Annotated in this window: 19 protein-coding genes, 1 pseudogene and 1 CRISPR repeat array (1 of these 21 only partly in view); of the genes and pseudogenes, 7 read left to right on the top strand and 13 right to left on the bottom strand. The window is 69.3% G+C overall.

Annotated features, from left to right (window positions below):
- Nucleotides 1-136: a CRISPR direct-repeat array (repeat unit 28 nt; unit sequence GGATCACCCCCGCGTGCGCGGGGAGCAG); it reaches 442 nt to the left of the window's first position.
- Nucleotides 137-1,018: 882 nt separating this feature from the next.
- The gene (locus GA0070608_RS28740; RefSeq protein WP_176734017.1) at nucleotides 1,019-2,527 is read left to right on the top strand and encodes an ISL3 family transposase; all 1,509 of its coding nucleotides are present in this window, start codon (nucleotides 1,019-1,021) and stop codon (nucleotides 2,525-2,527) included.
- A 608-nt stretch (nucleotides 2,528-3,135) separates the two neighbouring features.
- Here the strand turns inward: GA0070608_RS28740 and GA0070608_RS28735 are convergent.
- On the bottom strand, nucleotides 3,136-4,305 hold the full coding sequence (locus tag GA0070608_RS28735) for a site-specific integrase (protein ID WP_091632343.1): 1,170 nt from the start codon (nucleotides 4,303-4,305) through the stop codon (nucleotides 3,136-3,138).
- Between the two features lie 208 nt (nucleotides 4,306-4,513).
- On the opposite strand from GA0070608_RS28735, the gene GA0070608_RS28730 reads away from it, so the two are divergent.
- Complete coding sequence (locus tag GA0070608_RS28730; protein WP_091632340.1) at nucleotides 4,514-4,753, top strand: hypothetical protein; 240 nt, start codon at nucleotides 4,514-4,516, stop codon at nucleotides 4,751-4,753.
- On the opposite strand, the gene GA0070608_RS28725 is transcribed toward GA0070608_RS28730, so the two are convergent.
- Both GA0070608_RS28725 and GA0070608_RS33795 read right to left on the bottom strand, forming a co-directional pair.
- Nucleotides 4,754-5,005, bottom strand: coding sequence for a helix-turn-helix transcriptional regulator (locus GA0070608_RS28725; protein ID WP_091632337.1), 252 nt, complete (start codon nucleotides 5,003-5,005; stop codon nucleotides 4,754-4,756).
- Nucleotides 5,006-5,343: 338 nt separating this feature from the next.
- Complete coding sequence (locus tag GA0070608_RS33795) at nucleotides 5,344-5,580, bottom strand: hypothetical protein (protein ID WP_245715997.1); 237 nt, start codon at nucleotides 5,578-5,580, stop codon at nucleotides 5,344-5,346.
- A 247-nt stretch (nucleotides 5,581-5,827) separates the two neighbouring features.
- On the opposite strand from GA0070608_RS33795, the gene GA0070608_RS33790 reads away from it, so the two are divergent.
- Nucleotides 5,828-6,292 carry a hypothetical protein gene (locus GA0070608_RS33790; protein ID WP_245715996.1) on the top strand — a complete coding sequence of 155 codons (465 nt, stop codon included), beginning with the start codon at nucleotides 5,828-5,830 and terminating at the stop codon, nucleotides 6,290-6,292.
- 41 nt (nucleotides 6,293-6,333) lie between these two features.
- Here GA0070608_RS33790 and GA0070608_RS28715 read toward each other — a convergent pair whose 3' ends face one another.
- Nucleotides 6,334-6,519, bottom strand: coding sequence for a hypothetical protein (locus GA0070608_RS28715; RefSeq protein ID WP_091632334.1), 186 nt, complete (start codon nucleotides 6,517-6,519; stop codon nucleotides 6,334-6,336).
- Between the two features lie 49 nt (nucleotides 6,520-6,568).
- Entirely contained in the window at nucleotides 6,569-7,324 is a 756-nt protein-coding gene (locus GA0070608_RS28710; protein WP_091632330.1) for a formylglycine-generating enzyme family protein, read from the bottom strand.
- Nucleotides 7,325-7,769: 445 nt separating this feature from the next.
- Here GA0070608_RS28710 and GA0070608_RS28705 point away from each other — a divergent pair, with 445 nt between their 5' ends.
- Nucleotides 7,770-8,711, top strand: a complete 942-nt coding sequence (locus tag GA0070608_RS28705) for a hypothetical protein (RefSeq protein ID WP_091632326.1) — start codon at nucleotides 7,770-7,772, stop codon at nucleotides 8,709-8,711.
- A gap of 228 nt (nucleotides 8,712-8,939) precedes the next feature.
- Here the strand turns inward: GA0070608_RS28705 and GA0070608_RS28700 are convergent, their stop codons facing one another.
- From GA0070608_RS28700 to GA0070608_RS28685, 5 genes are all read right to left on the bottom strand, one after another.
- Nucleotides 8,940-10,073 (bottom strand): TniQ family protein, encoded by a 1,134-nt coding sequence (locus tag GA0070608_RS28700; RefSeq protein WP_176733884.1) that lies wholly within the window; start codon nucleotides 10,071-10,073, stop codon nucleotides 8,940-8,942.
- 8 nt (nucleotides 10,074-10,081) lie between these two features.
- A complete protein-coding gene (locus tag GA0070608_RS28695; RefSeq protein WP_091632318.1) occupies nucleotides 10,082-11,125 on the bottom strand; it encodes a TniB family NTP-binding protein in 1,044 nt (347 codons plus the stop codon).
- Nucleotides 11,126-11,214: 89 nt separating this feature from the next.
- Entirely contained in the window at nucleotides 11,215-11,613 is a 399-nt protein-coding gene (locus tag GA0070608_RS33785; protein WP_245715995.1) for a hypothetical protein, read from the bottom strand.
- Between the two features lie 19 nt (nucleotides 11,614-11,632).
- Nucleotides 11,633-13,255, bottom strand: coding sequence for an integrase catalytic domain-containing protein (locus GA0070608_RS28690; RefSeq protein ID WP_245715994.1), 1,623 nt, complete (start codon nucleotides 13,253-13,255; stop codon nucleotides 11,633-11,635).
- The gene (locus GA0070608_RS28685; protein WP_245715993.1) at nucleotides 13,255-14,037 is read right to left on the bottom strand and encodes a TnsA-like heteromeric transposase endonuclease subunit; all 783 of its coding nucleotides are present in this window, start codon (nucleotides 14,035-14,037) and stop codon (nucleotides 13,255-13,257) included. Before GA0070608_RS28685 ends, GA0070608_RS28690 begins: the two co-directional genes overlap by 1 nt.
- A 90-nt stretch (nucleotides 14,038-14,127) precedes the next feature.
- Between GA0070608_RS28685 and GA0070608_RS28680 the strand changes: the two genes are divergently transcribed.
- The gene (locus GA0070608_RS28680) at nucleotides 14,128-14,706 is read left to right on the top strand and encodes a class I SAM-dependent methyltransferase (protein ID WP_077938073.1); all 579 of its coding nucleotides are present in this window, start codon (nucleotides 14,128-14,130) and stop codon (nucleotides 14,704-14,706) included.
- Between the two features lie 270 nt (nucleotides 14,707-14,976).
- Here GA0070608_RS28680 and GA0070608_RS28675 read toward each other — a convergent pair.
- Nucleotides 14,977-15,882 (bottom strand): annotated as a pseudogene (locus GA0070608_RS28675) (IS701 family transposase); the annotation flags it as partial.
- Between the two features lie 42 nt (nucleotides 15,883-15,924).
- On the opposite strand from GA0070608_RS28675, the gene GA0070608_RS28670 reads away from it, so the two are divergent.
- Together GA0070608_RS28670 and GA0070608_RS28665 are read left to right on the top strand one after the other, a co-directional pair.
- Nucleotides 15,925-16,320, top strand: coding sequence for an LmbU family transcriptional regulator (locus tag GA0070608_RS28670; RefSeq protein ID WP_281186160.1), 396 nt, complete (start codon nucleotides 15,925-15,927; stop codon nucleotides 16,318-16,320).
- A gap of 5 nt (nucleotides 16,321-16,325) precedes the next feature.
- Nucleotides 16,326-16,793, top strand: a complete 468-nt coding sequence (locus tag GA0070608_RS28665) for a nucleotide disphospho-sugar-binding domain-containing protein (RefSeq protein ID WP_091632312.1) — start codon at nucleotides 16,326-16,328, stop codon at nucleotides 16,791-16,793.
- A 12-nt stretch (nucleotides 16,794-16,805) separates the two neighbouring features.
- Here GA0070608_RS28665 and GA0070608_RS28660 read toward each other — a convergent pair whose 3' ends face one another.
- Both GA0070608_RS28660 and GA0070608_RS28655 read right to left on the bottom strand, forming a co-directional pair.
- A complete protein-coding gene (locus GA0070608_RS28660; RefSeq protein ID WP_091632309.1) occupies nucleotides 16,806-18,554 on the bottom strand; it encodes an ABC transporter ATP-binding protein in 1,749 nt (582 codons plus the stop codon).
- Entirely contained in the window at nucleotides 18,551-20,296 is a 1,746-nt protein-coding gene (locus GA0070608_RS28655; RefSeq protein ID WP_091632306.1) for an ABC transporter ATP-binding protein, read from the bottom strand. The genes GA0070608_RS28660 and GA0070608_RS28655 overlap by 4 nt, the downstream gene beginning before the upstream one ends.
- Nucleotides 20,297-20,353: the final 57 nt, after the last annotated feature.

Raw genomic sequence — 20,353 nt, 5'->3', positions numbered from 1 at the left:
TGCGCGGGGAGCAGGCCGCGCTCGGCCTGCTCCTGATCTGGCGGTTCGGATCACCCCCGCGTGCGCGGGGAGCAGTCACCGCGCAACTGGAGGACACCGATCACCGGTGGATCACCCCCGCGTGCGCGGGGAGCAGACTTTGTTGACCTGGGGATCTAAAGATCGACAGAGCGGTTTTCCTTCACTTGGACCCGCAAGATCGTCCTTTCGGAGACAGCGGCTCGCATTCGACGAGGCGCTGAGTGCAGCGTAGCGGGTGTGTCGTCCACACAGGCGGCGTAGTTCGCCTACATGGACGACCTCGACAGCCACCTGACCCATCTCGTCATGGCTACAGCTGAGACCTGGTCGCGCCTCCCGAAATCGGCGTTGATACCGCCAAACAACTGCTCGTCACCGCCGTCGGGCAACGCCGCAGCGGGTGAGCTCTCAAGCCGTCTTTGCGCGGGCTCCGCGACCTCGCCCCCGGCATGATTCGGGCGCACCGGCAGCTACCGCCTCCCACTGCGGCGCTGGCCGTGACGCCAACAGTGCAAACTGGCGCAGTACTCTCGTCCGTAGGGCTACCACTCGCCCAAGGACTGCGTTGCCCGCCGCCGCTGTCGAGGGCAAGGCCAAGACCGAGATCATGCGCTGCCTCAAGCGCCACATCGCCCCGCGAGGCGTTCATGGACCCGCCCGGATGAGGTATCCGCGAGGCGTGCCACCGCTACTGGCTGGGGACGAATTCAAGGCGACGATGGGACCACAAGCCACAGCCGTGGGGGTCAACAAAGCACCGTCATTTGACTTCTGGCCCTACTTCGCCTCCATCCCCCAAGAAGACTTCAACGGTCACGACTTCTCCCACGGTCGAGTTAATCACGCCTGGCAGACACCAGGCAGCCAGCATCAACAAGGGGCCTATCTCGCTACAGATCGGGCCTGTCTCGCTAAGGGCTCTGTCTCACATTCGGTGGTGACAGAAGGTGGTCGATGTCGTTGAGATCGTGTGTGCAAGATCGATGATCTTACGAAGATGGTGTTCTCAGGGCTGTCCCCGCTGGTGATCGACGACGTCACGGACGAGGGCGAGCGGATTCTGGTGCGGGCTCGGACTCCTGGAGGGTCGGTGGCTTGTCCGGGCTGTGCGGCGGTGACGGGCCGGGTGCACGGGTATCACCAGCGGACCCTCGCGGACGTGTCGGTCGGTGCCCGGCCGGTGGTGGTGCGGGTGCGCGTGCGTCGGCGGGTGTGCCCGACCCGGGGCTGCCGTCAGACGTTCCGGGAACAGCTTCCGGGCGTTCTGAACCGCTACCAGCGCCGCACACCCCGGCTGATTTCCCAGGTCGCTGCGGTGGTACACCAGTTGGCCGGCCGGGGAGGCGCTCGGTTGTTGTCGGCCCTGGCAATGGTCGTCATGTCCCGGCACACCGCTCTGCGGGCGCTGCTGCGCATACCGCTGCCCGAGCGGCAGGTGCCCCGCGTGCTCGGGGTCGACGACTTCGCGTTGCGGCGACGTCAGCGTTACGCCACCGTCCTGATCGACGCGGTCACGCGTGAGCGCATCGATGTGCTGCCCGACCGCAAGGCCGCAACGCTAGAGACGTGGCTGCGCGATCATCCCGGTGTTCAGGTGGTTTGCCGGGACTCCTCCGGCGCCTACGCCGAAGCGATCCGCCGTGCCCTGCCCCAGGCGTTGCAGGTCGCAGACCGCTGGCACCTGTGGCACAACCTCGCCGAAGCCGTGCGCAGGGAGGTCACCGCACACAGCTCATGCTGGGCCACCGCAGGCCCGCCGCCGCAGGAAGGCAAACGAGCCGTGACTACCCGACAGCGGTGGCAGCAGGTCCACGACCTGCTCGACAAAGGCGTCGGCCTGCTGGAATGCGGCCGCCGGCTCAACCTCGGCCTCAACACCGTCAAACGCTACGCCCGCATCAGTGCACCCGAACGCCTGGTCCGCGCACCGCAATACCGGCCCACACTCGTCGACCCCTACCGCGACCACCTGCGACGCCGCCGCCAACAAGACCCCGCCGTCGGCGCCACACAACTCCTCGCCGAAATCAGAGAACTGGGCTACACCGGCACCCTCAACCTGCTCTACCGCTACATCACGCAAGGCCGCGTCGAAGCCGACCGCCCAGCCCTTTCACCCAGGCGACTGACCCGCTACCTCCTCACCGCACCCGACCAGCTCAAAGAACATCAACGCACACTTGTCGACGCTCTCACCGGCGCCTGCCCGCAGATGACCGCGCTGGCCGGCTTCATCGGCTCGTTCGCCGCGCTACTCACGCCCGCAGACGGCAACGATGACCGTCTCGACTCGTGGATCGCCGAGGTCAAGGCCACAGACCTGCCCCACCTGCACACCTTCACCCGCGGCCTCGGCCTCGACCGCGACGCCGTCAACGCCGCCCTGACCTACCCCTTCCACAACGGCGGCACCGAAGGCGTCAACACCAAAACCAAACTGATCAAGCGACAGATGTACGGACGCGCGGGTTTCGCTCTCCTGCGCCATCGAATCCTGCTCGGCTAACCAGCACCCTCCGTCACCACCGAATGTGAGACAGAGCCTTTAGATCCACAGACCCCACTCAGGCTGGCATCCCGAGGCGTAGTTGCTGGCGGTCAACACAGATTTCGAAGGCCACCCGCTGGAGCAGTCAAGATCACGGCCAGTCTTGCTGAATTCTGCGAGGAGCACCACTCCCGTATGCCGAACCAGTATTGGCATGACCCGCTTCCTCGCGCTCGCGAGTACGTGAGCCGGCACATCCCACCATGGGCGTAACGTCTTCGGTGCTCGCCTGCTGGCTGAAGCGACCTGGGCACTTGACTGGTTGTGGTCACGGCCCTGGTCACAGGCTTGAGGCCGTGGGAGGGAAAGGTCCGGCACTGGCCGGCATCGCGGTGCCGTCCAATGTCGAACTATCCCGAATTCTGCATTTATCGGCACGGCCCAACACGGCGTGACAGAACTGTTATGTAACTGGGGGTCAAGGGGTCGTCGGTTCGAATCCGGCCGTCCCGACAGTAAATCGGCAGGTCAGGGCCTTGATTCACTTCGGTGAGTCGGGGCCTTCTTGCTGTCTCGTCTCACAATTCATCACGTACGCTCGTACTGCTGAATTTAGGGCGCTGGAGTCATCCGAACAGCCCTGATTCGAGGTGCTCAGCCGCCACCTTCAGGTGGCTGTTGTCGGGGTGGACGTAGACCCGCTTGGCGAGCGTGCCACCGTCCGCGTGACCGGCCCAGGCCGCCAAAACGACGTCGGGCACTCCGGCGCCGGCGAGGTAGGTCAGGCAGGCGTGCCGCGCGTCGTACGGCCGGACCTTGCGAACCCCTACCTTCGCCATCAGCTCGTAGACCCGGCGGCGGAACCAGTCGGTACGTTGCGGCTGGCCGAGCTCGTCGACTAGGACGTAACCGCTGTCGACGTAGACGTCACCCGCCCTCAGCCGCTCCTTCTTCTGCAGGGTCTGGAACGCCTTCAGAGCCTTCGCGGCCGTCGCCGGCATCGGTAGGCCGCGTTTGCCGGCCGCCGACTTGGCCTCCTTCTCCTCGATCTCGCCGTCGACGAGCGTCCGCGTGTTCTCCCCGGCCGCGATCGTGCCGGCCTCGAAGTCGACATCGGACCAGCGCAACCCACACACCTCGGCTGGCCGTAGGCCCATCAGCGACAGCAGGCAGGGGGCGTGCAGGCGCTCGCCCGCGATTCCCGTCAGGAACGTCTTCACCTCCTCCTGGGGCCAGGGCTTGCGCTGTGCCCGCGTCTCGGCGTCGGCCTTCGCTGCCGCCCTTGGGATGGTCACGAACGCTGCGACGTTGCGCACCACGAGCTGGCGGCGAACGGCCACGTTCAGCGCGGTCCTGAGACGGCCGAGCGTCAGGCGCACCGAACGGACGCCCAGTCCCGTTCCCGGCTTGCCGCCGCGCCGCCGGCCCTCTGTCAGCATCCAGTCGATCAGCGCCTCGGTGACGTCTTGGAGCGGCTTGCTGCCGAGACGAGCGCGGACCGGCAGGAGCGCATCGCGGTAGTTGGCGGCGGTAGCCTTCTCGACATCGCGGGTGGCGGACGTCAACCATTCGTCGAGGAACTCGTCGACCGTGACCTTGCCGGGTTTGACGTACGTGCCGCGGTCGGTCTCGTGCTTGATCCGCGCGTACTCCGCCTTGGCTTCCTTCCTGGTATCGAAGGTGTAGGTCCGTTGATCCCGACGTCCGTCCGGCTTGCGCCCGACGTCGATGACGAACCGGTAGCGGGTCTTGCCGCTGCGGAGAGTGACCTTCTTGATCGGGTCCGAGGTGCTCACGTAGTCCTGCTCCTTTCGCGGGGGAGGGGTAGCCCTCTGCCTTCAGTGCCTGCAACGGCGGCGAGCTTGACGCCAATGGTACCTAAAAGTGGTACCGATTTTGGGTCACAAGGTAAGCCGTGAGATGGCGGTTGGTGATAGGCGATGTGGGATGTGGGAACCTCAACTCGTCATCCAGCCGTTCGAGCGCTCGCCGAGGAGTTGAGGCATGCCGCGACAGCGCCCTGTCGCCGAGAATCTGCCGCCGTTGCCGGTACGCGAGAAGCGGGATCAGCAGGTCAAGATCCGGCTCACGCCGTCAGAGATGGAGAGGCTGGTAGTTATGCGGCCTGACCTCACGCCCTCCGGGATTCTCGCGTTGCTCGTCGACGACGTGCTCGCCGGCCGGTACCGGCCTGCGTGGGCGACCGCTGGGCCCGACGGGGCCAGCCGTCAGCGTGAGGCGTAGTCACGTGTCCGTCGGGACTGCATGGGCCTCGCCGCCGTGCTGCTGCCGTTCGATGCCGACGAGCCTGAGCAGGTCCGCGGTGCGTACGCGGTAGGTGGTCCCGATCCGAAGCACCGGGCAGGGGAAGGCACCGCTCTTCGCCAGTTCGTAAGCCTTCGTGCGGCCAACGCCGAGAGCGCGAGCGGCGGTCGCGAGATCGATCATCGCGGGTAGTTGGAGTAGCTCGTCCCAGTTGAGAGTGCTGGCGATCATCACCCTGCTCCTTAGGTCGAGGGGAGCGGACGCCGGTGGCGTCCGGCTGAAGAGGCACGGTCTGGCATGCCTCGACACGACCATCCGGGCTGAGCGTTGCTTGTGGCGCTACCTCTCCTTGGCTGCGCGATCCGGAGCGTCTGGTAGCGCATTGTTCATCCGACAAGGGCCACCCGCTAGAGGCGTTGACGGCACCGCAACCGGCAGGACCGCACACTCGCGTGCTGTGAGGTTCGGCAGCTTGGTTCCGCCTGGTAGGTGATCCCTGGCCCATGAGGGTCACCTAGACTCTCTCGATCACGGGAGAGACCGTGTTGCTTGGCGAGGTGACGTGCCCGTCAGGAGAGCTCGTCCTGATGGACGGTGGTTACCTGGAGTTGTGGTCCGGAGACCGGTCGCCCGACGAGGTCGACGGCGTCAAGGACATGCCGGCATCCGACTTCGAGATCGTCGGCCCCGACGCGGAGGTCGCGGCCAGGTCGTTCGATCGCCAGTCCGGCCGGATGCTGTACGACATTCCGCAGCACGGCACCGACGAGTTCTCGCGGCTGTTCGACCAGCATTGCCGTGAACATGCCTATGACGCTTCGCTGCACCTGTTCCCTGGGCGGATCTCGCATCGGGACAGGGTCCGACGCGCAATCGCCGAAGGGGATCCTGACTTCCTGATCACGGGTGTGCCGGTCGTCCCCGTCGGGGGTGTGCCAACAGGCCGGCCGTTGCCGGTGACCGCGGTGCCGGGGGAGTGGGGCTGGTCGCAGGTCCGCATCGGGCTGCGCGAGGACACCGCCGTCGCTACCCACCGGCTCGGCAGTATCGGGGGTGGACTATGCCCGGTTCGTCTTTGCCGACGCGGACGCGCTCGGATCATGGGCCCACAACTACCCTCTCGACGGTCTCGCCGACGTGGTGTTCTGGGGGCGGGACGAGGAGCAGGTCGCGGCCGAGTTCGGCGCACAGCGCACTGGTACGTCCGGGGAAGGCGGCTACGGCTGGCTCAACATCCCGGTACGAGATGCCTACGCGCGGGCGGTCGCCCTCAATGACCGCAAGAACGCTGGGCCGGCCCGCAAGTTCGCCTTCGACTTCCGCCCACACTCACACCACTGGCAGGTCATGGCAGGCGTCCGGGCATCTGAGAACGAGGCCGCCACCATCGAAATCGGCGGTGCTCGGATCATGATGGCAATGACCTCCGTCGGCGACGGCTTCTTCCCCGTTGACCTGGAGGTCAACGCCGCAGGGAACCCCATCGCCATCCGAATTTCGGTGGCTGGCGACGACTGACGCCTTCGCCTCGGGCTGGCGACGATCCGCTATTCCCTTGGTCACCGGCGTACCAGCTTCGCAGGCCGGCCACCGATGACTGCGGCGAGCGCCGCCCTCCAGGCGATCAAGTCGACGTGCAGAATCCCGACAGCGAGCGCGGCCGCCGCCAGGACGAAGCCGGTCCTTTCCACCGATTCGTACCTCGGCTCGCCGCCGTCATGGTCGTCCCGCAGCGGTTCAATCACCGGCGGTCGTCCTTCATGCCGGGTGCCGCCAGATCCGTTGAGATGGCTGTCAGCCGGGTGGCAATGGTGCGACCGGGCGGACCGCCGTGAACTGGGCGTGCTCGTACCGGGTGGCGGAAAGTAGCAGGAGCCACTCGTCGCAGCCCTGCCACGGGTAGGCATCGGCGGCTCCACCGCGTACGGTCCTGGGCCCCTCGCCGGTCCGTGGCCGCGCGTCTGCCGGCGCACCGGCGAACCCGGGGATCCACACGTCGGCGCAGAGCTCGTTCGCCGACCCCATCGCCGCCAGCCCGAACGCGTTCTCCCCGGCGGCCGTCCGCGCCTCGTCGCCGAAGTCGTCGAGAAGCTGATCCTCGTCGGGCTTTCCGTCACCGCGGAAGGTCAGCGTGGCGGTGCTGGCCCGGGCCGCGTACTCCCACTGCGCCTCGCTGGGCAGCCCGAACGGCAACAGCTCGAGCAGGTCTTCCAGGTCGTCTTCGAGCCGTGCCGTGCCGGCGTCGGCCTCGCCGTACTCGTCCTCGTACTCAGGCAGCCAGTGCCGGACCTGCGCCACCGTCAGCGGGTGCCGGGCGATCAGGAACGGCTCGACCCGCACCTCCCGTACCGGCTGTGCGTCCCCGGCGCCAGCGAAGAACGGCTCGATGGTGTCCTCGACACCACCGCTGCGCTCGATGGCGCGTACCGCGTCCAGCTCCGCGTCGGACAGGCCCATCCGGAATGAGCCGCCCGGAACCTTCCGGAACACCACGCCCGACGGGATGTGCCGCCATGCCGGGCGCCCGGCCACGATCTCCTCGCTCCACATGGCGCCGGACGCTAGCAGCCCGGTCGGCGGTCGGTCTTTCCCGACGGACCGCAGCTTGCGCGTGGATCGCCTGCATGGCCGTTCTGCACGGGAAAACACCGTCTCGTCTAGTCGAGGATTAGGAATGATCAAGGGTGTGAGAAGTGGTCCGTATGGTGGTCCGGACAACGTGATTCTGACGGCTCTACTCGGGTTCTGGCCCACTTTTGGGGAGCCGAGGTGACCCCGCGCGCCGCTTCGCTCCGCGATTTCCTGGGTGGCCGGCGAACGCGTCATCGCGCTAGAATCCGGGCAGCGGCAGCTGCGCCTGCCCGTGTCGATGTACCAGTCGCCCACGTCGAGCGGTACGCCGAGACCAAGGTTCCTACCCGAATCGCGCACGATCCCGACGCACGGTCATCACGCTGACGGGACGGACGTGGGGCGTCTCGGTACAGGAGAAACGGTGACCAAGAACCGTCGTACCAAGACCCGGTTTCGGCTGCAGCAAGCCGCGACCGGTACCAACTACCTCGAAGCCCGCAGGCAGGTTATCGTCCCCGCCCCGGCCGCTGCCGAGGTGATCGTTCAGCCCCCGCTCGCCGACTGGCAGCGCGCCAACCACTGCTCCCTCTGGGAGAAGCTGCAGGACGAACACGGACCGCTGATCGCCCTGAGGATCAGTGGACAGCATCGGTGGTGGGAACTCGACGACCTGGCCCGCGTGGCGGCCGGCGCGCAGCAGAATCGCCCGCCGGAACGGCGCGGCCTGTGGCTCTCCGTCGAGGCGCGATACACCGTGACCCGCCGCGAGTACCTTTCCGGCATCGCCGCGAGCCTTGACCGTGCCGGGGCCCTCGACCGGCTGGAGGTCCGCGAGGTCCCCGCCGGTTGCAGCCACGCCACCTGCCGCCGCCAGCGCGGGCTCCCGCCGCTGCCGCGCGCCGAGCGTCCCGCATCCCGGACACCGGCCTTCGAACCGTTGCCGCTACGGGCGCCGCTGCTCGGCTTCGCCGAGGTGATCGACCAGTACCCCGCGCTCAACGGCAACGGCTTTGGCTACGACTACGGCTACCTGCACCGCGACGAGCGGCGCCGACGGCTCGAAGAGCACCGCCAGCACCTAATCTCGCGGGAGGAGATCGTGGAGCAGGTCCACGACTGGCTGGTGGCCAACATCGCCCCGATCAAGACCCCCAACATGGGCAGCTACGGGCTCAAGCACCTCGCCGAGGACCTGCTCGGGTACTACATCACCAACGGCGAGTTGATCACGGCGGCCCTGATGGCCGGCTACCCGATGCGCCGCGAGGACGGGCCCAACGCGCTGTTCGCGATGAGCAGCCGCGATGTGGACCGCCTCCACAAACAACGCGAGCAAGCCCGCCAAGGGGCTTCGGCGCGCTGAGACGTCCGCCCAGATGAGCTGTACCCCCGCCCTGCCTCGCAGGGCGGGGGTATGCCACCGTGGTGAACCGGCCGGCTTCGTAGCGGCAGACGCTCATCACCCGGTGGCCGGGCGCTAGGTTCGAGCGAAGGTAAGGTGTCCCGTCCGGCGGAAAGTGGCACTGGTGTCGGTGCCTGAGCTGCGGTTGTGCCAGGTCCACGCGGACAAGATCAGGTTAGTCGTCCGGATCTACTTGGCACTGTCGGCGATGAGTGCGTCCAGCAGCTGCGACAGGCTGAGGCGTGGGTGGTGTTCGGGCTCGGGTTGGTAGTCGAGCGGCAGGTCGTGGTTGGTGGGCCGGTCGGCGTAGTTCGGTAGCGCCCAGCTCGGAACATGGCGGTGCTTGTTGAACTCCTTGTTGGCTTTCTTGGCGAGGGTCTCGTCGGAGGTGGCGTGGTTGACCGGGACGCCGTCGAAGGTGACCCGGCGGGTCTGCGGGAACGTGCGGTTGGGCACGACGACATCCGGCAGGCCGGCCATCGCCCGCAGCCAACGGTCTGTTTCGTACCCGGTCCACCCCTGGGTGACGGGCCAGTCATGGGGGACGGGCTCAGGTCCGATCTGCCGGCTGATCTCGGCGGTGATGGTGAGCCGGTGCTCCGCGGAGGTCAGCGCCCGGCGGGCAACGGCCCGCCACGTAGGCGAGCAGAACAGCCGCGCAAGGTTGACGATCTCGGGGTAGAACGCGGCGAGGAACACCGAGGTGTTGAACCGGGTGCGGGTAGGGATGAGCAGGTCGATGCGTTCCTGCCAACTGCGGCGTCCGGGAACGTCGATACGTTGCTGAAACCGCCGGTCGACGCAGACGGCGATGGAGACGTCGAACGCGTTGAAGACGTGCCGCCAGCCTCGGCGGCGCAGCAGCCGGGTGTGCCGTCGCTGCGCGGTGACGAGTTCGGGGACCAGCCGCGCGAGCTGTCGAGGACGCAGGTCCGGGATGGTGGGGACCGGCGGGCCGATCCAGTAGCCGTGGCGGGTGCAGACGAACTCGTGGTGGGCGAAGAACCGGACGACCGGCCCGCCCGGGTGCCGTGCGGTGCAGACGGGGCAGGCCCGTTGGGGAAGGTGACGCAACTCCCGCCAGCGCGGGGCGGGGTCACGCAGTTCGGGCATCGCGTGCGCGAGCGCGGCGAGTTGGTGGCCGGTTGCGGCGACGAGCCGCTGCGCGACGATGAGCTGGCGGCGCTTGCTGGTGCCGCTGTAGGGCACCGAAGCGCTGAGGTGCTGCCAGAGGTCTCGGTAGCCGATGGAGTGCAGTGCGGCGAGGCGCCGGACGTAGGAGGTGACGGTTTCCTGCTGGGCAGGCCGAACCGTGATCGGCAACCTTCGGATCATGCGGTCGTGGCGGCCGGCGCCCGTGGCGCCGGTGCGGGGCTGGGGTGGGTCGCGGCGTATGCCTCGGCGGCGTGGTCGAGGCGGACCCGGTCGAGGTGGGCGCGGGTCAGGTGTTCGGTGCCGTCGAGGATGGCGTCGATGGCGGCGCCGCGGACCAGGTGCGACAGGCTGCCGATCATGCCGGCGGTGCGCCGGTGCAGGTACTCGTCCAGCGCGGCGAGCGTTCTGGGCTGGTGGGCGCGCAGCGGCAGAGTGGCTTCCAGGCTGGCGACCAGGGCGTGCCAGGCGGCGCGTTGGTCGGCGGTGCCGTAGGCGAACGCGGTGGTGGGGATGGTGGTGAACCGGCTGGCGAGCTGCTGACCTCGGGGGCCGGCGAACAGGCCGACGCGTTCGACGTTGACGCCGGCGTAGATGAACGTGGCGGGCAGCCGCTCGGCGAAGTATTTGAGCTGGTCGGACACCTCGGCCCCGGCGCGGGTGGCGAGGTTGAGGTTGTGCACCTCGTCGACCAGGACCAGCTCGACACCGACGTGAGCGGCGGTCGCGCAGACGGCGTTGGTCACGTCGGTGATGTTGGCCCGGCGGCCCAGCGGCAGACCGAAGAAGCGGGCGAACTCGACGGCCAGCATCCGGGGTGTGGCCGCGGGCGGGACGGTGACGTAGACGACCGGCAGCCGGTTCTTCTCGTGCGGGTGCCGGCGACGCACCGCGACTTCGTGGGTGCGGCCCAGCGCGGTGATTGCGGTGGTCTTGCCGGTGCCCGGGACGCCGGTGACGATCAGCCCGCGGCGTGCGGACAGCTGGCGGCGGTTGAGCAGCACCAAGCGCCGTGCCGTCGCCACGACCTCGGCAACGACCGGGGTGTTGACCATGACCAGCTCGGACAGGTAGTCGATGCGCGCGTCGTCGGTGTCGGTCCCGTCGCCGGCGGCCGGCGGGGTGGGCCGACGGTCCACGAACCGCGCCCAGCCCTCCTTGGTGGTCAACGGCTCGTCGGCCAGGACCTGCTTGGCCTGGTCGGGCTGGCTCAGGTGCTCCATCGGGGCGGGGCCTTTGCCTCTCAATCGGAAGGGACGTTTGCGGCGGAGGCGCACCGAGACGGGAGCCGGGACTGTGGCCCTGCGCCGGGTCATAGCCAGCGCTCGGCTTCGGCGTCGACGTCGAACAGCCCGAACGGCTCCACCGGCGCCGGCCCGGCGCCGAGTGCGGGTGCGGGCGTGGGCAGGTCGATGACTTGCGCCTCGGGCAGCACCCGGCGGCGTGCCGCCCGGGTGCGGGCCGCGACGCGGGCCGTGGCCTTGTTCGGCGGCCCGTTGCCGGCGCGGGTGAGCAGCTCGTCGAGGACCCGGGCGACCTCGGTCTCGTTGTCGTCGGGCAGGCCGCGGGCGGCGGCCATCCGGCGGGCGTGGCGCCAAGTGAAGTCGGCGAACGGCGCGCTGACCATCGGCAGGTGCGTCCAGGCCGCGGTAATCCAGCCGGCCGGGGTGCGGACATAGACGTGGGACAGGTCGTAGGGGTCGTAGTGCACTTCCCAGCGCCCGCCCTGCTCAGCGACGGTGGAGCGTTCGCCGTGGGGCAGGGGCGTCGTCGTCGTAGGTGCGGTGGTCGATGGTGATGCCGTACTCGTTGACGTGGCGCCAGTGCACCGGCAGCAGCTCCAGGTAGTCGGTCCGAGACAGCGTCAGGGGCAGGTAGCCGGACACGGCGACCATCGCGGCGTAGGCGTCGTTCGGGCTGAACGCCCGGCGCGGCGCGTGCGGGTCGCGGAGCCCGTCATGGGGCCGGTGCTGCCACCCGGCGACGATCCACTCGTCGAGCAGGTCTTGCAGCTCGGGCAGGCTCCAGAGCGGCTCGTCGGTGATCCGGTCGCCGCGGCGGGTGACGTTGCCGCCGGTGTAGCCGGCGACGTGCTGGCAGAACAGGCTGGCGATAGAGGAGAACTGCCGCTCGACCAGCGGCTTGTCGGTCGGGGTGCCCTTGCGGGCCGGCTGGACAGAGATGCCCAGCCGGTCGCAAGCGCGGGTGAACACCTCGGAGACGAACACCCGGCCGTGGTCGATGACGATCGTCTCCGGGACGATCACCGGCTTGGCCGCGGCGGTCTCCAGCCGGGCGTCGATGTCGAGCAGCCGCGTGTGCGGCAGCCAGGAGGCGGACATGCGCAGCGCGGCCGACCAGCCGGGCCGCATCGGCTCAGGGACCAGCGTGCGGGCCAGCAGCAACGCGGCGTCGACGGCCTTGGTGCCGGCCGGGCGCAGCACCGCCGCGGCGATGGTGCGGGTGGCCACGTCGACGACCATCGTCAGCTCGGGGCGGCCGGGGACGCCGGAGTCCAGCAGCACCATCACGTCCAGCGGCGTGGAGTCGATCTGCACCAGCTCACCGGGCCGGGTGGCGAACGTCGGGGTGAACGGCGCAACCGGCCGGTTGGCCAGGGACCGGCGCGTGGTCGCCGCGCCGAACGAGTGCCGCCCGCCGGCCAGCACGCCGACCAGCTCGTAGAACGCGCTGCGACCCGGAATCGGCACCACCCCGGGCCCGTGCTCGGCGTCCAGCGCGGTGCGCACCCGTCGCATCAGGCGCCCGCGGGTGCCCGTCGAGGCGTGCGTCTGCGCGTCCAGTTCGGCGCGGATCGCCGTGACCAGCCGCTCGTCGGCCCGGCCGACCGGGTCGCTGCCGCGGGTGTATCGCTGGTCGACCAGCCCCCACAGGCCCTGCTCGGCGTAGCGCAGCCGCATCCGCGTCACCGTCCGCGCCGAGGTCGGCTGCCCGGCGGCGCTCAGCTCGACGGCCTTGGCCGCGTCGCGGTCCTTCAGCGTGCTCGCCGCTGGGTCGTAACCCGGCCGCGGCCCGGCGCCCTCCGGCGCTTCCGGTGCCCGGCCGGTGACCACCTCGACGAGGTGCCGCTCCCAGCGCCGGGCCCGCTCGAGCACCTCGTGCGGCAGGGTCTCCAGCAGCCCCAGCGGTTCCACCGCCGGCACCGCCTGCTGCTCGTCGAGCAGCTCGAAGTCCGCGGCGGCGAGCAGGAACGCCAGCAGCACCACCTGCGCAACCCCACCCCGCGAGCGCAGCCGCACCGACGTGCCGGCCAGCGCCACCACCTGGTGCTCGTCGCCGTCGAAACGCACCCACTCCCCGACACGCAGCACCGGCAACTTGCCCGCGCCCATCAGCAGGCCCCGGCCGTGGTCACGATGGTCGCCTCGTGCAGCCGTACCCCGAGGTCACAGGCCAGCTCACCGCACCACAGCAGGTGGAACAACACCGGCAGGACCGCGATCGGGTCACCCGCCGCGCCAGCACCGTCCATCAACGGCGCGGGCTCGGCGAACACCTCCCGCAACGCCGCGCCCACCGCCGGCAGCCGGTACCGCGGATGCCGGTAACCGGCCAGCCAGCGCACATTGCGCACCATCACCAGCTCCGGCGCGCCGACCAGCCGATACTCCCATCCGACCAGCTCACACGCCCGGCCAGTCACGGCGAACGCCGCGGCGTCACGCGGCTTGATCCGGTCGACTGGTCGGCAGTCCACCACCAGGCCCCGCCCGTCGGCCAGCCGGGCGAAGTAGTCCGGCGCGTGCGAACGGCGCCGGCCGGAAGCCTCGTCGTCCCAGAACAGCCAGAACGGCTGCGACGCGATCCCGGCCACCGCCGGGTCGAAGTCGAGCAGCATCAGGTGATCGCGCTCCAGCCACGACTCGTACCCGACGTGAGCGCCGGTCGTCGACGACCACCACAAGCCCGGGAAGTTGCGCTGCCGCTTGTACGACGGGAAGCCGCGTACCGGCTTGACCAGCTCGAACAGCACCCCCGCCGAGTCGATCAAGGAGGTGCGGACCTCCGATCCCTCGGCGCCGACGTAGCCGACCTCGAACTCAGCCGTCAGCGGCCCACCCAGGCCCGGCACCGCGCGCAGCACCCCGGCACCGTACCGGACGTGCCACCTCAACCCGGACGCGTACTGGGTTCGGGGCGGAACGCGGGCAGACTTTAGAGTGGCGCCGTGAGCAACCAGCCGGTCCGCGACGCCTACTCGCACATGTCCGAGCAGTACATCGCCCTGTTCGATGGTGACTGGCAGGCCCACGTGGATGACACGGCCCTTGTCCGAGACCACCTCGTCGGCTTGGACGGCGCCGTGCTCGATCTCGGTTGCGGCCCCGGGCATTGGAGCGCCTACCTGCATTCGCTCGGCGCCAACGTGACCGGCGTCGACTTGGTACCTGAGTTCATCGGCTACGCCCGGACCCACTTTCCCGGGCCGGCGTTCCAGCTCGGATCAATGACGGACCTGGACCTTCCCGACCACTCGGTGGCCGGCATCCTCTCCTGGTACTCGACCATCCACCTACCGCCATCGGAGCTGGATGCGGTACTCGCCGAGTTCCGCCGGATGCTGCCTCCTTCCGGGAACCTGGTGATCGGCTTCTTCGACAGCGACGACGATGTGGCCGCGTTCGACCACAAGGTCCACACGGCATACCGCTGGCCCGTAGACACATTCTCTGCCCGCCTGGCAAAGGCTGGTTTCACCGAACTTCAGCGCTTGCAGCAGCAGTCCCCGGACCGCCCGGACCGCAAGTACGCGGCCATTGCCGCAACAGTCGCCGCGCCGTAGTGCCCGATCGGCACACAGCTGACTGCCGGTCGAGACCAAGTACACGCACACTCATCGGGAAGCCTGTCAACTCGCCGAGAACCCGCTAACCTCGCTGAGACCGGACAGCACCGTACCGGACGTGCCACCTCAACCCGGACAGTGCCAACCTCGTGCCAAGTCATACCGGACGGTGCCAACTCAACGCGGACGGGACATAAGGCTTTCCCCTCCAGCACGAACCGGATGGCCGACGTGACGGAGCAAGATATGGCCATTAGTACTCCAACGTCACTTGGCCTGTCTGCGCTGGTAGTGGGATCGGCGGGCGCGGGCTTGGGATGTTCGTCGCCAGAGCGACCAGTGCAGGGTGTGCTCTGGCGGGAGTGACGTGGCGAGGACGAAGGCGTTGAGGAGTCGGCGGATCTCGGCGACGGTCAACGCGATGATCTTCGGGTCGGGGTCGGGTTGCTGCGCGGCGAGGATGGTCAGGACGGCCAGGGCGAGCATGGCCAGGGTGATGAATCGGTGCCAGCCGGTCCAACTGCGGACCTGGTAGTGGTCCAGGCCGACCTGGCCTTTGCCGGTTTGGAACAGCTCCTCGATGCTCCAACGGGAGCCGGCGACGGTCACGAGGGTGTGCAGCGGCACCGGGCGGGCTGACCAGCACAGGTAGAAGGCCAGTTCGCCGGTGGTGCGGTTGCGGCGGATGAGCAGCCACCGGTGCTCACCAGGCTGGGTGGCCGTGATGATCCAGGCCCACAGGTAGTCGCGGGGACCTTTCGCGCCCGGCCCGCAGCTGTGGGGCTGCCATTCGTGGGTGGGTATCCGCTCGGCGAGGTCGTCGACGCGGATGAGGGTGCGGCCGTTGTTGACCGCCACGCGTCGGTCGCGGCCGACGGCCAGCGCGTAACCGATCCCACAGTGTTCGAGGTCAGCGCGCAGGCCGGGGTCGGCGCCGTAGACCTCGTCGCCGGTCACCCACCCGAACGGAACTTCGGCGTCCACCGCGGCGGCGATCATCTGCCGGGCCAGGGCCGGCTTCGTGGCGAAACCGACCTTGTCGGGGACGCCGGCGGCGGTGAGACGCTCCGGCCGGTCGCACCAGGTCGTCTCGGGTAGGTAGAGCCGGCGGTCGATCATCGCCCGCCCCAGAGGTGAGACGTAGGCGAGGAACACCCCGACCTGGCTGTTCTGATCTACGGGCAGGAACGCTACGAGCGCAGATACGCCGAGACCGTGGAGCGGGTTGGCCTGGAATACCAGACATTACGTAACTATGCCTGGATCGCCCGCAAGTTCCCCATCGGTCGCCGCCGTGAGGAGCTGAGCTTCCAGCACCACACGGAGGTGGCCGCGTTGCCGGAGCCCGAACAGGACCACTGGCTCGACCTGGCAGCCGAAAAGGGATGGTCGCGTAACCGACTGCGGATCCAGTTGCGCAATCACCGACGAGCCGCCCAGCGCGCTGACCGGAAGGCCGCCGAGTTGCCCCGGGTCCGGGTGTCGACGGACCGGATCGACACCTGGCAGAAGGCCGCCGCCGAGTTGAACACCTCGTTGGACGCCTGGATCGTGCAAGCCCTCGATCGGGCCGCGGCGCAGGCCCTTGGCGCGACCGGCGGCCAGCGGTAGCACCCATGAAGGGCGTCGACGGCGTGGCGGGGGTGAGACAGGGCGAGACCTCCGGCGAGGCGTGGGGCGCCGACGTCCACACCGAAACCGGAGGTCTCAATACCCGCCGACGTTCACGGCCGGCGCCCGCAGCACCGGCCGTCCTGCGCCACGCGGATGTCTTCGTGTCGCACGGCGGGATGAACTCGGTCATGGAGTCCCTGCTGGCCGTGGTGCCCACCGTCGTCGTGCCGGAGCGCCCGGAGCAGAAGGTCAACGCGGCCCGGGTGGCGGAACTCGGCCTCGGTCGCCGGCTCACGGCGGGAGAACTCTCCGCGAGCGCGTTACGGGACGCCGCCACCGCCCTGCTCGGCGACTCCCCGGAGCGCGCCGCCGTACGCGGCTTCCGCGACCGGCACCTCCGCGGCGACGGGGCGATCGTCGCGGCCGACGCGGCCGAGGCCTTCCTCGCCCGACGTGCGGTCGCTGTCTGAGCCACCCCTGCCTCATCCGTCCGTACGCTGCGCGCGGTGCAGCCGCGCATAGGCGCCGTCAAGGGCGAGCAGGCCGGCGTGGTCGCCACTTTCGACGATCCGGCCCTCGTTCAGCACGGCGATCCGGTCCGCGTCACGGATGGTGGCGAGTCGGTGCGCGACGATGACCGCGGTGCGCTGGTGCGTCAGCCGCCTGATGGCCTGCCGGACGAGGCGCTCCGTATGCGAGTCGACCGCACTGGTCGCCTCGTCCAGCACCAGCACCGCGGGATCGCGGAGGAAGGCCCGGGCGATGGTGACCAGCTGCCGCTCACCGGTGCTCAGATAGCCGCCGTCCTCGATGACCGTGTCGTAGCCGTCCGGCAGCGCGCGGATGATGTCGTCGACGTGGGCTGCGCGCGCTGCCGCCTCGATCTGCTGGCGAGTCGCGTCGAGCTGCCCGTACGCGATGTTCTCGGCCACCGTGCCGTGCCGCAGCCAGACGTCCTGCGGCACCAGCGCCACCACCGACCGCACCTGCTCGCGGGGCAGCGCACGCAGGTCCGCCCCGTCCAGGCGGATCGTTCCGTGGTCCGGGTCGTAGAAGCGGAGCAGCAGGTTGACCAGCGTCGACTTTCCGCCGCCGCTGGGGCCGACCATCGCCAGCGTCTCGCCGGGCGCGACCGTCAGGTCCAGCTCGCGGAGCACCGGGGTCGCCGGGTCGTACCCGAAGCGAATCCGGTCGAAGACCAGCTGACCGGCCGGCCGGGTCCGCTGGACCGCGACGCTGGGCCGGCTGTCCAGCTCGGGCGCGTCGAGTAGTTCGAAGATGCGGTCGAGGGACACCAGGCCCGACCGGATCACCGCATTGAGCGTGGCGAGCTGGGTAAGCGGTCCGTTGAACTGGCGGGAGTATTGCAGGAACGCCTGGACCTCGCCGATCGTCACGGCACCGGCCGCGACGCGTGCGACGCCCACCACTGCGATCAGGACGAAGCCCAGGTTGGACAGCAGGGTCATGGCAGGTGTCACCAGTCCGCTGGTGGTCTGGGCCCGGAGCCCGTCGGCCCGGAGCCGGTCGTTGAGGCGCCGGAAGCCGCGCAGCGCCTCGCCCTGCTGCTGGAACGCCACGACGGTGGCGTGGCCGGTGTACATCTCGGCCACGTGTGCGTGCAGGTCACCTGAGGTGGCCCAGCGTGCGCCGAACCGCTCCTGGGCCCGTCTGCTGAGCGCGATGTTCAGGACGACCAGGACCAGCACCGTGGCCGTGATGACCGATGCGAGCAGCGGCGAGATGATGATCATCATGGTCAACAACCCTGCGCAGAGCAGCAGCGAGTTGGTGATCTGGCTGATCGTCTGCTGCAGGGTCGCCGCGGCGTTGTCGACGTCGTTGGTGGCGCGGCTCAGCATCTCACCGCGTGGCTGCCGGTCGAAGTATCTGATCGGCAGGCGGTTCACCTTCGCGGCCAGATCGGTTCGCAGCCGGAGCACGGTCTGCTGGATGAGCCGACTGGTGACCCGGCCCTGCAACGCCCAGCAGGCCGCCGAGAGCACATAGGTGGCCGCCGCGAGCAGCAACACGCGGGCGAGTGCGGAGAACGGGACGCCCCGGTCGCTCGTCACGCCCGCGACGATCAGGTCGGTGGCGCGGCCGAGCAGGGCAGGGCCGAGCACGTTGAGCGTCACGCTGGTCAGCCCGAGCAGGAACAGGCCGACGAACAACCGGCGGTGGGCACCCAGGCGAGCGGTCAGTCGCCGTGCCGAGTCCGAGCGCTTCACGCGGGTATGTCCATGACGTCGTCGTGGCTGGGCTCGGCCGCCACGATGTCCCGGTAGATGGCGTTGCCGGCCAGCAGCTCGGCGGGTGTCCCGAGGCCGACGACCCGCCCGGCGTCCAGCACGACGACGCGGTCGGCATGCCGGATCACCTCGGCACGTTGGGTCACCACGATCCTGGTGGCGTTCGCGTGCGCCAGTGCCAGCGCCCGTTCCACCGCGGTCGCGGTGGTCTGGTCCAGCGCCGAGGTGACATCGTCGAGCAGATAGATGTCGGGGCGGCGGACCAGCGCGCGGGCGATGGCCAGTCGTTGCCGCTGGCCGCCGGAGAGGTTGGCGCCGCCGGGCCCCACCTCGGCCCGCAACCCACCGGGCAGCCGTTCGACGAACTCCCGCGCCTGCGCCACGTCGAGCGCCTCCCAGAGGTCCGCGTCGGTGGCCCCGGTGCGGCCCTGGCGCAGGTTCGTCGCGACGGTCCCGGAGAACAGCATCGGCCGCTGCGGTACGAGTGCCACCGCGCGCGACAGGACCGTGGGGTCGAGCTGCCGGACGTCGGAGCCGCCGACCAGCACCGCCCCGCTGGTGCTGTCCGCCAGCCGTGCCACCAGGTGCAGCAACGTCGACTTGCCGCTTCCGGTCGCGCCGATCACCGCGACCTGCTCGCCGGGCCGGATGGTCAGGGTGACGTCCACGAGCACCGGCCGGGCCGCGCCCGGGTAGCCGAAACGGAGGGCACGCGTCTCGACCGAGCCAGGGGTGGGTTGCGCGGTCCGTGGCCGGGCCGGCGCGACGACGTCGGGCCGCTCGGCAAGCACCTCGCCGATCCGGACGGCGCACACCTCGGCGCGCGGAAGCGTGGTGAACAGGAAGCTGAGCGTCGTGATCGAGCTCAGCACCAGGGCCAGATAGCTGATGAAGGCGATCAGCTCACCGATCCCCAGGGAGCCCTGGGCGATCCGGCCCGCGCCGAGCCAGACGGTGACGGCGCTCAGCAGGTTCACCAGGAGAGAACCCGCCGGGAGCACCAGTGTGGACAGCCGGCCCGCGCGCAGGGCGACCCCGGCGAGCTCGGCCCCGGACCGCTGCAGGCGTTGCTCCTCGTGCGACTCGGCGCCGAACGCCCGGACGACGCGTACGCCGGTGATCTGCTCGTCGAACAGCCGGTCGATGTCATCGATGCGACCCTGCACCACCGAGGTGAGGGGCCGCATGGCGCGGAGCACGCCGGTGGTCAGCAGCATCAGCGCCGGGATCGCGGCCAGCAGGATCACGGTGAACTGCACGTCGCGGAAGGCGGCGAGCACGATGCCGCCGACGCAGATCATCGGCACCGGCACCGCGACCGCGAGCAGCATCTGCAGCAGTTGCTGCACCTGCTGGACGTCGTTGATGGTGCGTACCGTCAACGAGGACGTCCCGAAGCGGGCCACCTGCGCGATGCTCAGCCGCTGGGCGGCGACGAAGACCTCCTCCCGCAGGTCCCGCCCGATCGCCTCGGCGATCGTGGTGGCCGTCCGTACGGCGACAGCGGCCGCGAGCGCCTGGACGACGGCCACGCCCAGCATCACCGCCCCGGTCACCGCGATCCGTCCGCGGTCCCCGAACGCCAGGCCGTCGTCGACCAGGCGGGCGGTCAGCAGAGGCAGCCACAGGGCGGCGGCCGCCTGCACGAGATGGGACGCCATCACCACACTGGTGCCGCCCCAATGGTCACCGAGGCGGCGCAATATTGTGCCGATGCGCATAGCGGCGACACTACCCGCAGTCTGTTCGACCATGCCGTTCGCCGATGAGCCACGGAT

Source organism: Micromonospora peucetia, assembly GCF_900091625.1.
GTDB lineage: Bacteria > Actinomycetota > Actinomycetes > Mycobacteriales > Micromonosporaceae > Micromonospora > Micromonospora peucetia.
This window is presented reverse-complemented; position numbering and strand designations above follow the sequence as displayed.

Bases quoted from the DNA above. Each gene is read 5' to 3' on its own strand.
- GA0070608_RS28740 (WP_176734017.1), top strand. From the start codon at position 1,019: ATGGTGTTCTCAGGGCTGTCCCCGCTGGTGATCGACGACGTCACGGAC.
- GA0070608_RS28730 (WP_091632340.1), top strand. From the start codon at position 4,514: ATGCCGCGACAGCGCCCTGTCGCCGAGAATCTGCCGCCGTTGCCGGTA.
- GA0070608_RS28725 (WP_091632337.1), bottom strand. From the start codon at position 5,005: ATGATCGCCAGCACTCTCAACTGGGACGAGCTACTCCAACTACCCGCG.
- GA0070608_RS33795 (WP_245715997.1), bottom strand. From the start codon at position 5,580: ATGTTCACGGCAATGCTGGTCGAACAGCCGCGAGAACTCGTCGGTGCC.
- GA0070608_RS28710 (WP_091632330.1), bottom strand. From the start codon at position 7,324: ATGTGGAGCGAGGAGATCGTGGCCGGGCGCCCGGCATGGCGGCACATC.
- GA0070608_RS28695 (WP_091632318.1), bottom strand. From the start codon at position 11,125: ATGGAGCACCTGAGCCAGCCCGACCAGGCCAAGCAGGTCCTGGCCGAC.
- GA0070608_RS28690 (WP_245715994.1), bottom strand. From the start codon at position 13,255: ATGGGCGCGGGCAAGTTGCCGGTGCTGCGTGTCGGGGAGTGGGTGCGT.
- GA0070608_RS28680 (WP_077938073.1), top strand. From the start codon at position 14,128: ATGTCCGAGCAGTACATCGCCCTGTTCGATGGTGACTGGCAGGCCCAC.
- GA0070608_RS28665 (WP_091632312.1), top strand. From the start codon at position 16,326: ATGAAGGGCGTCGACGGCGTGGCGGGGGTGAGACAGGGCGAGACCTCC.
- GA0070608_RS28655 (WP_091632306.1), bottom strand. From the start codon at position 20,296: ATGCGCATCGGCACAATATTGCGCCGCCTCGGTGACCATTGGGGCGGC.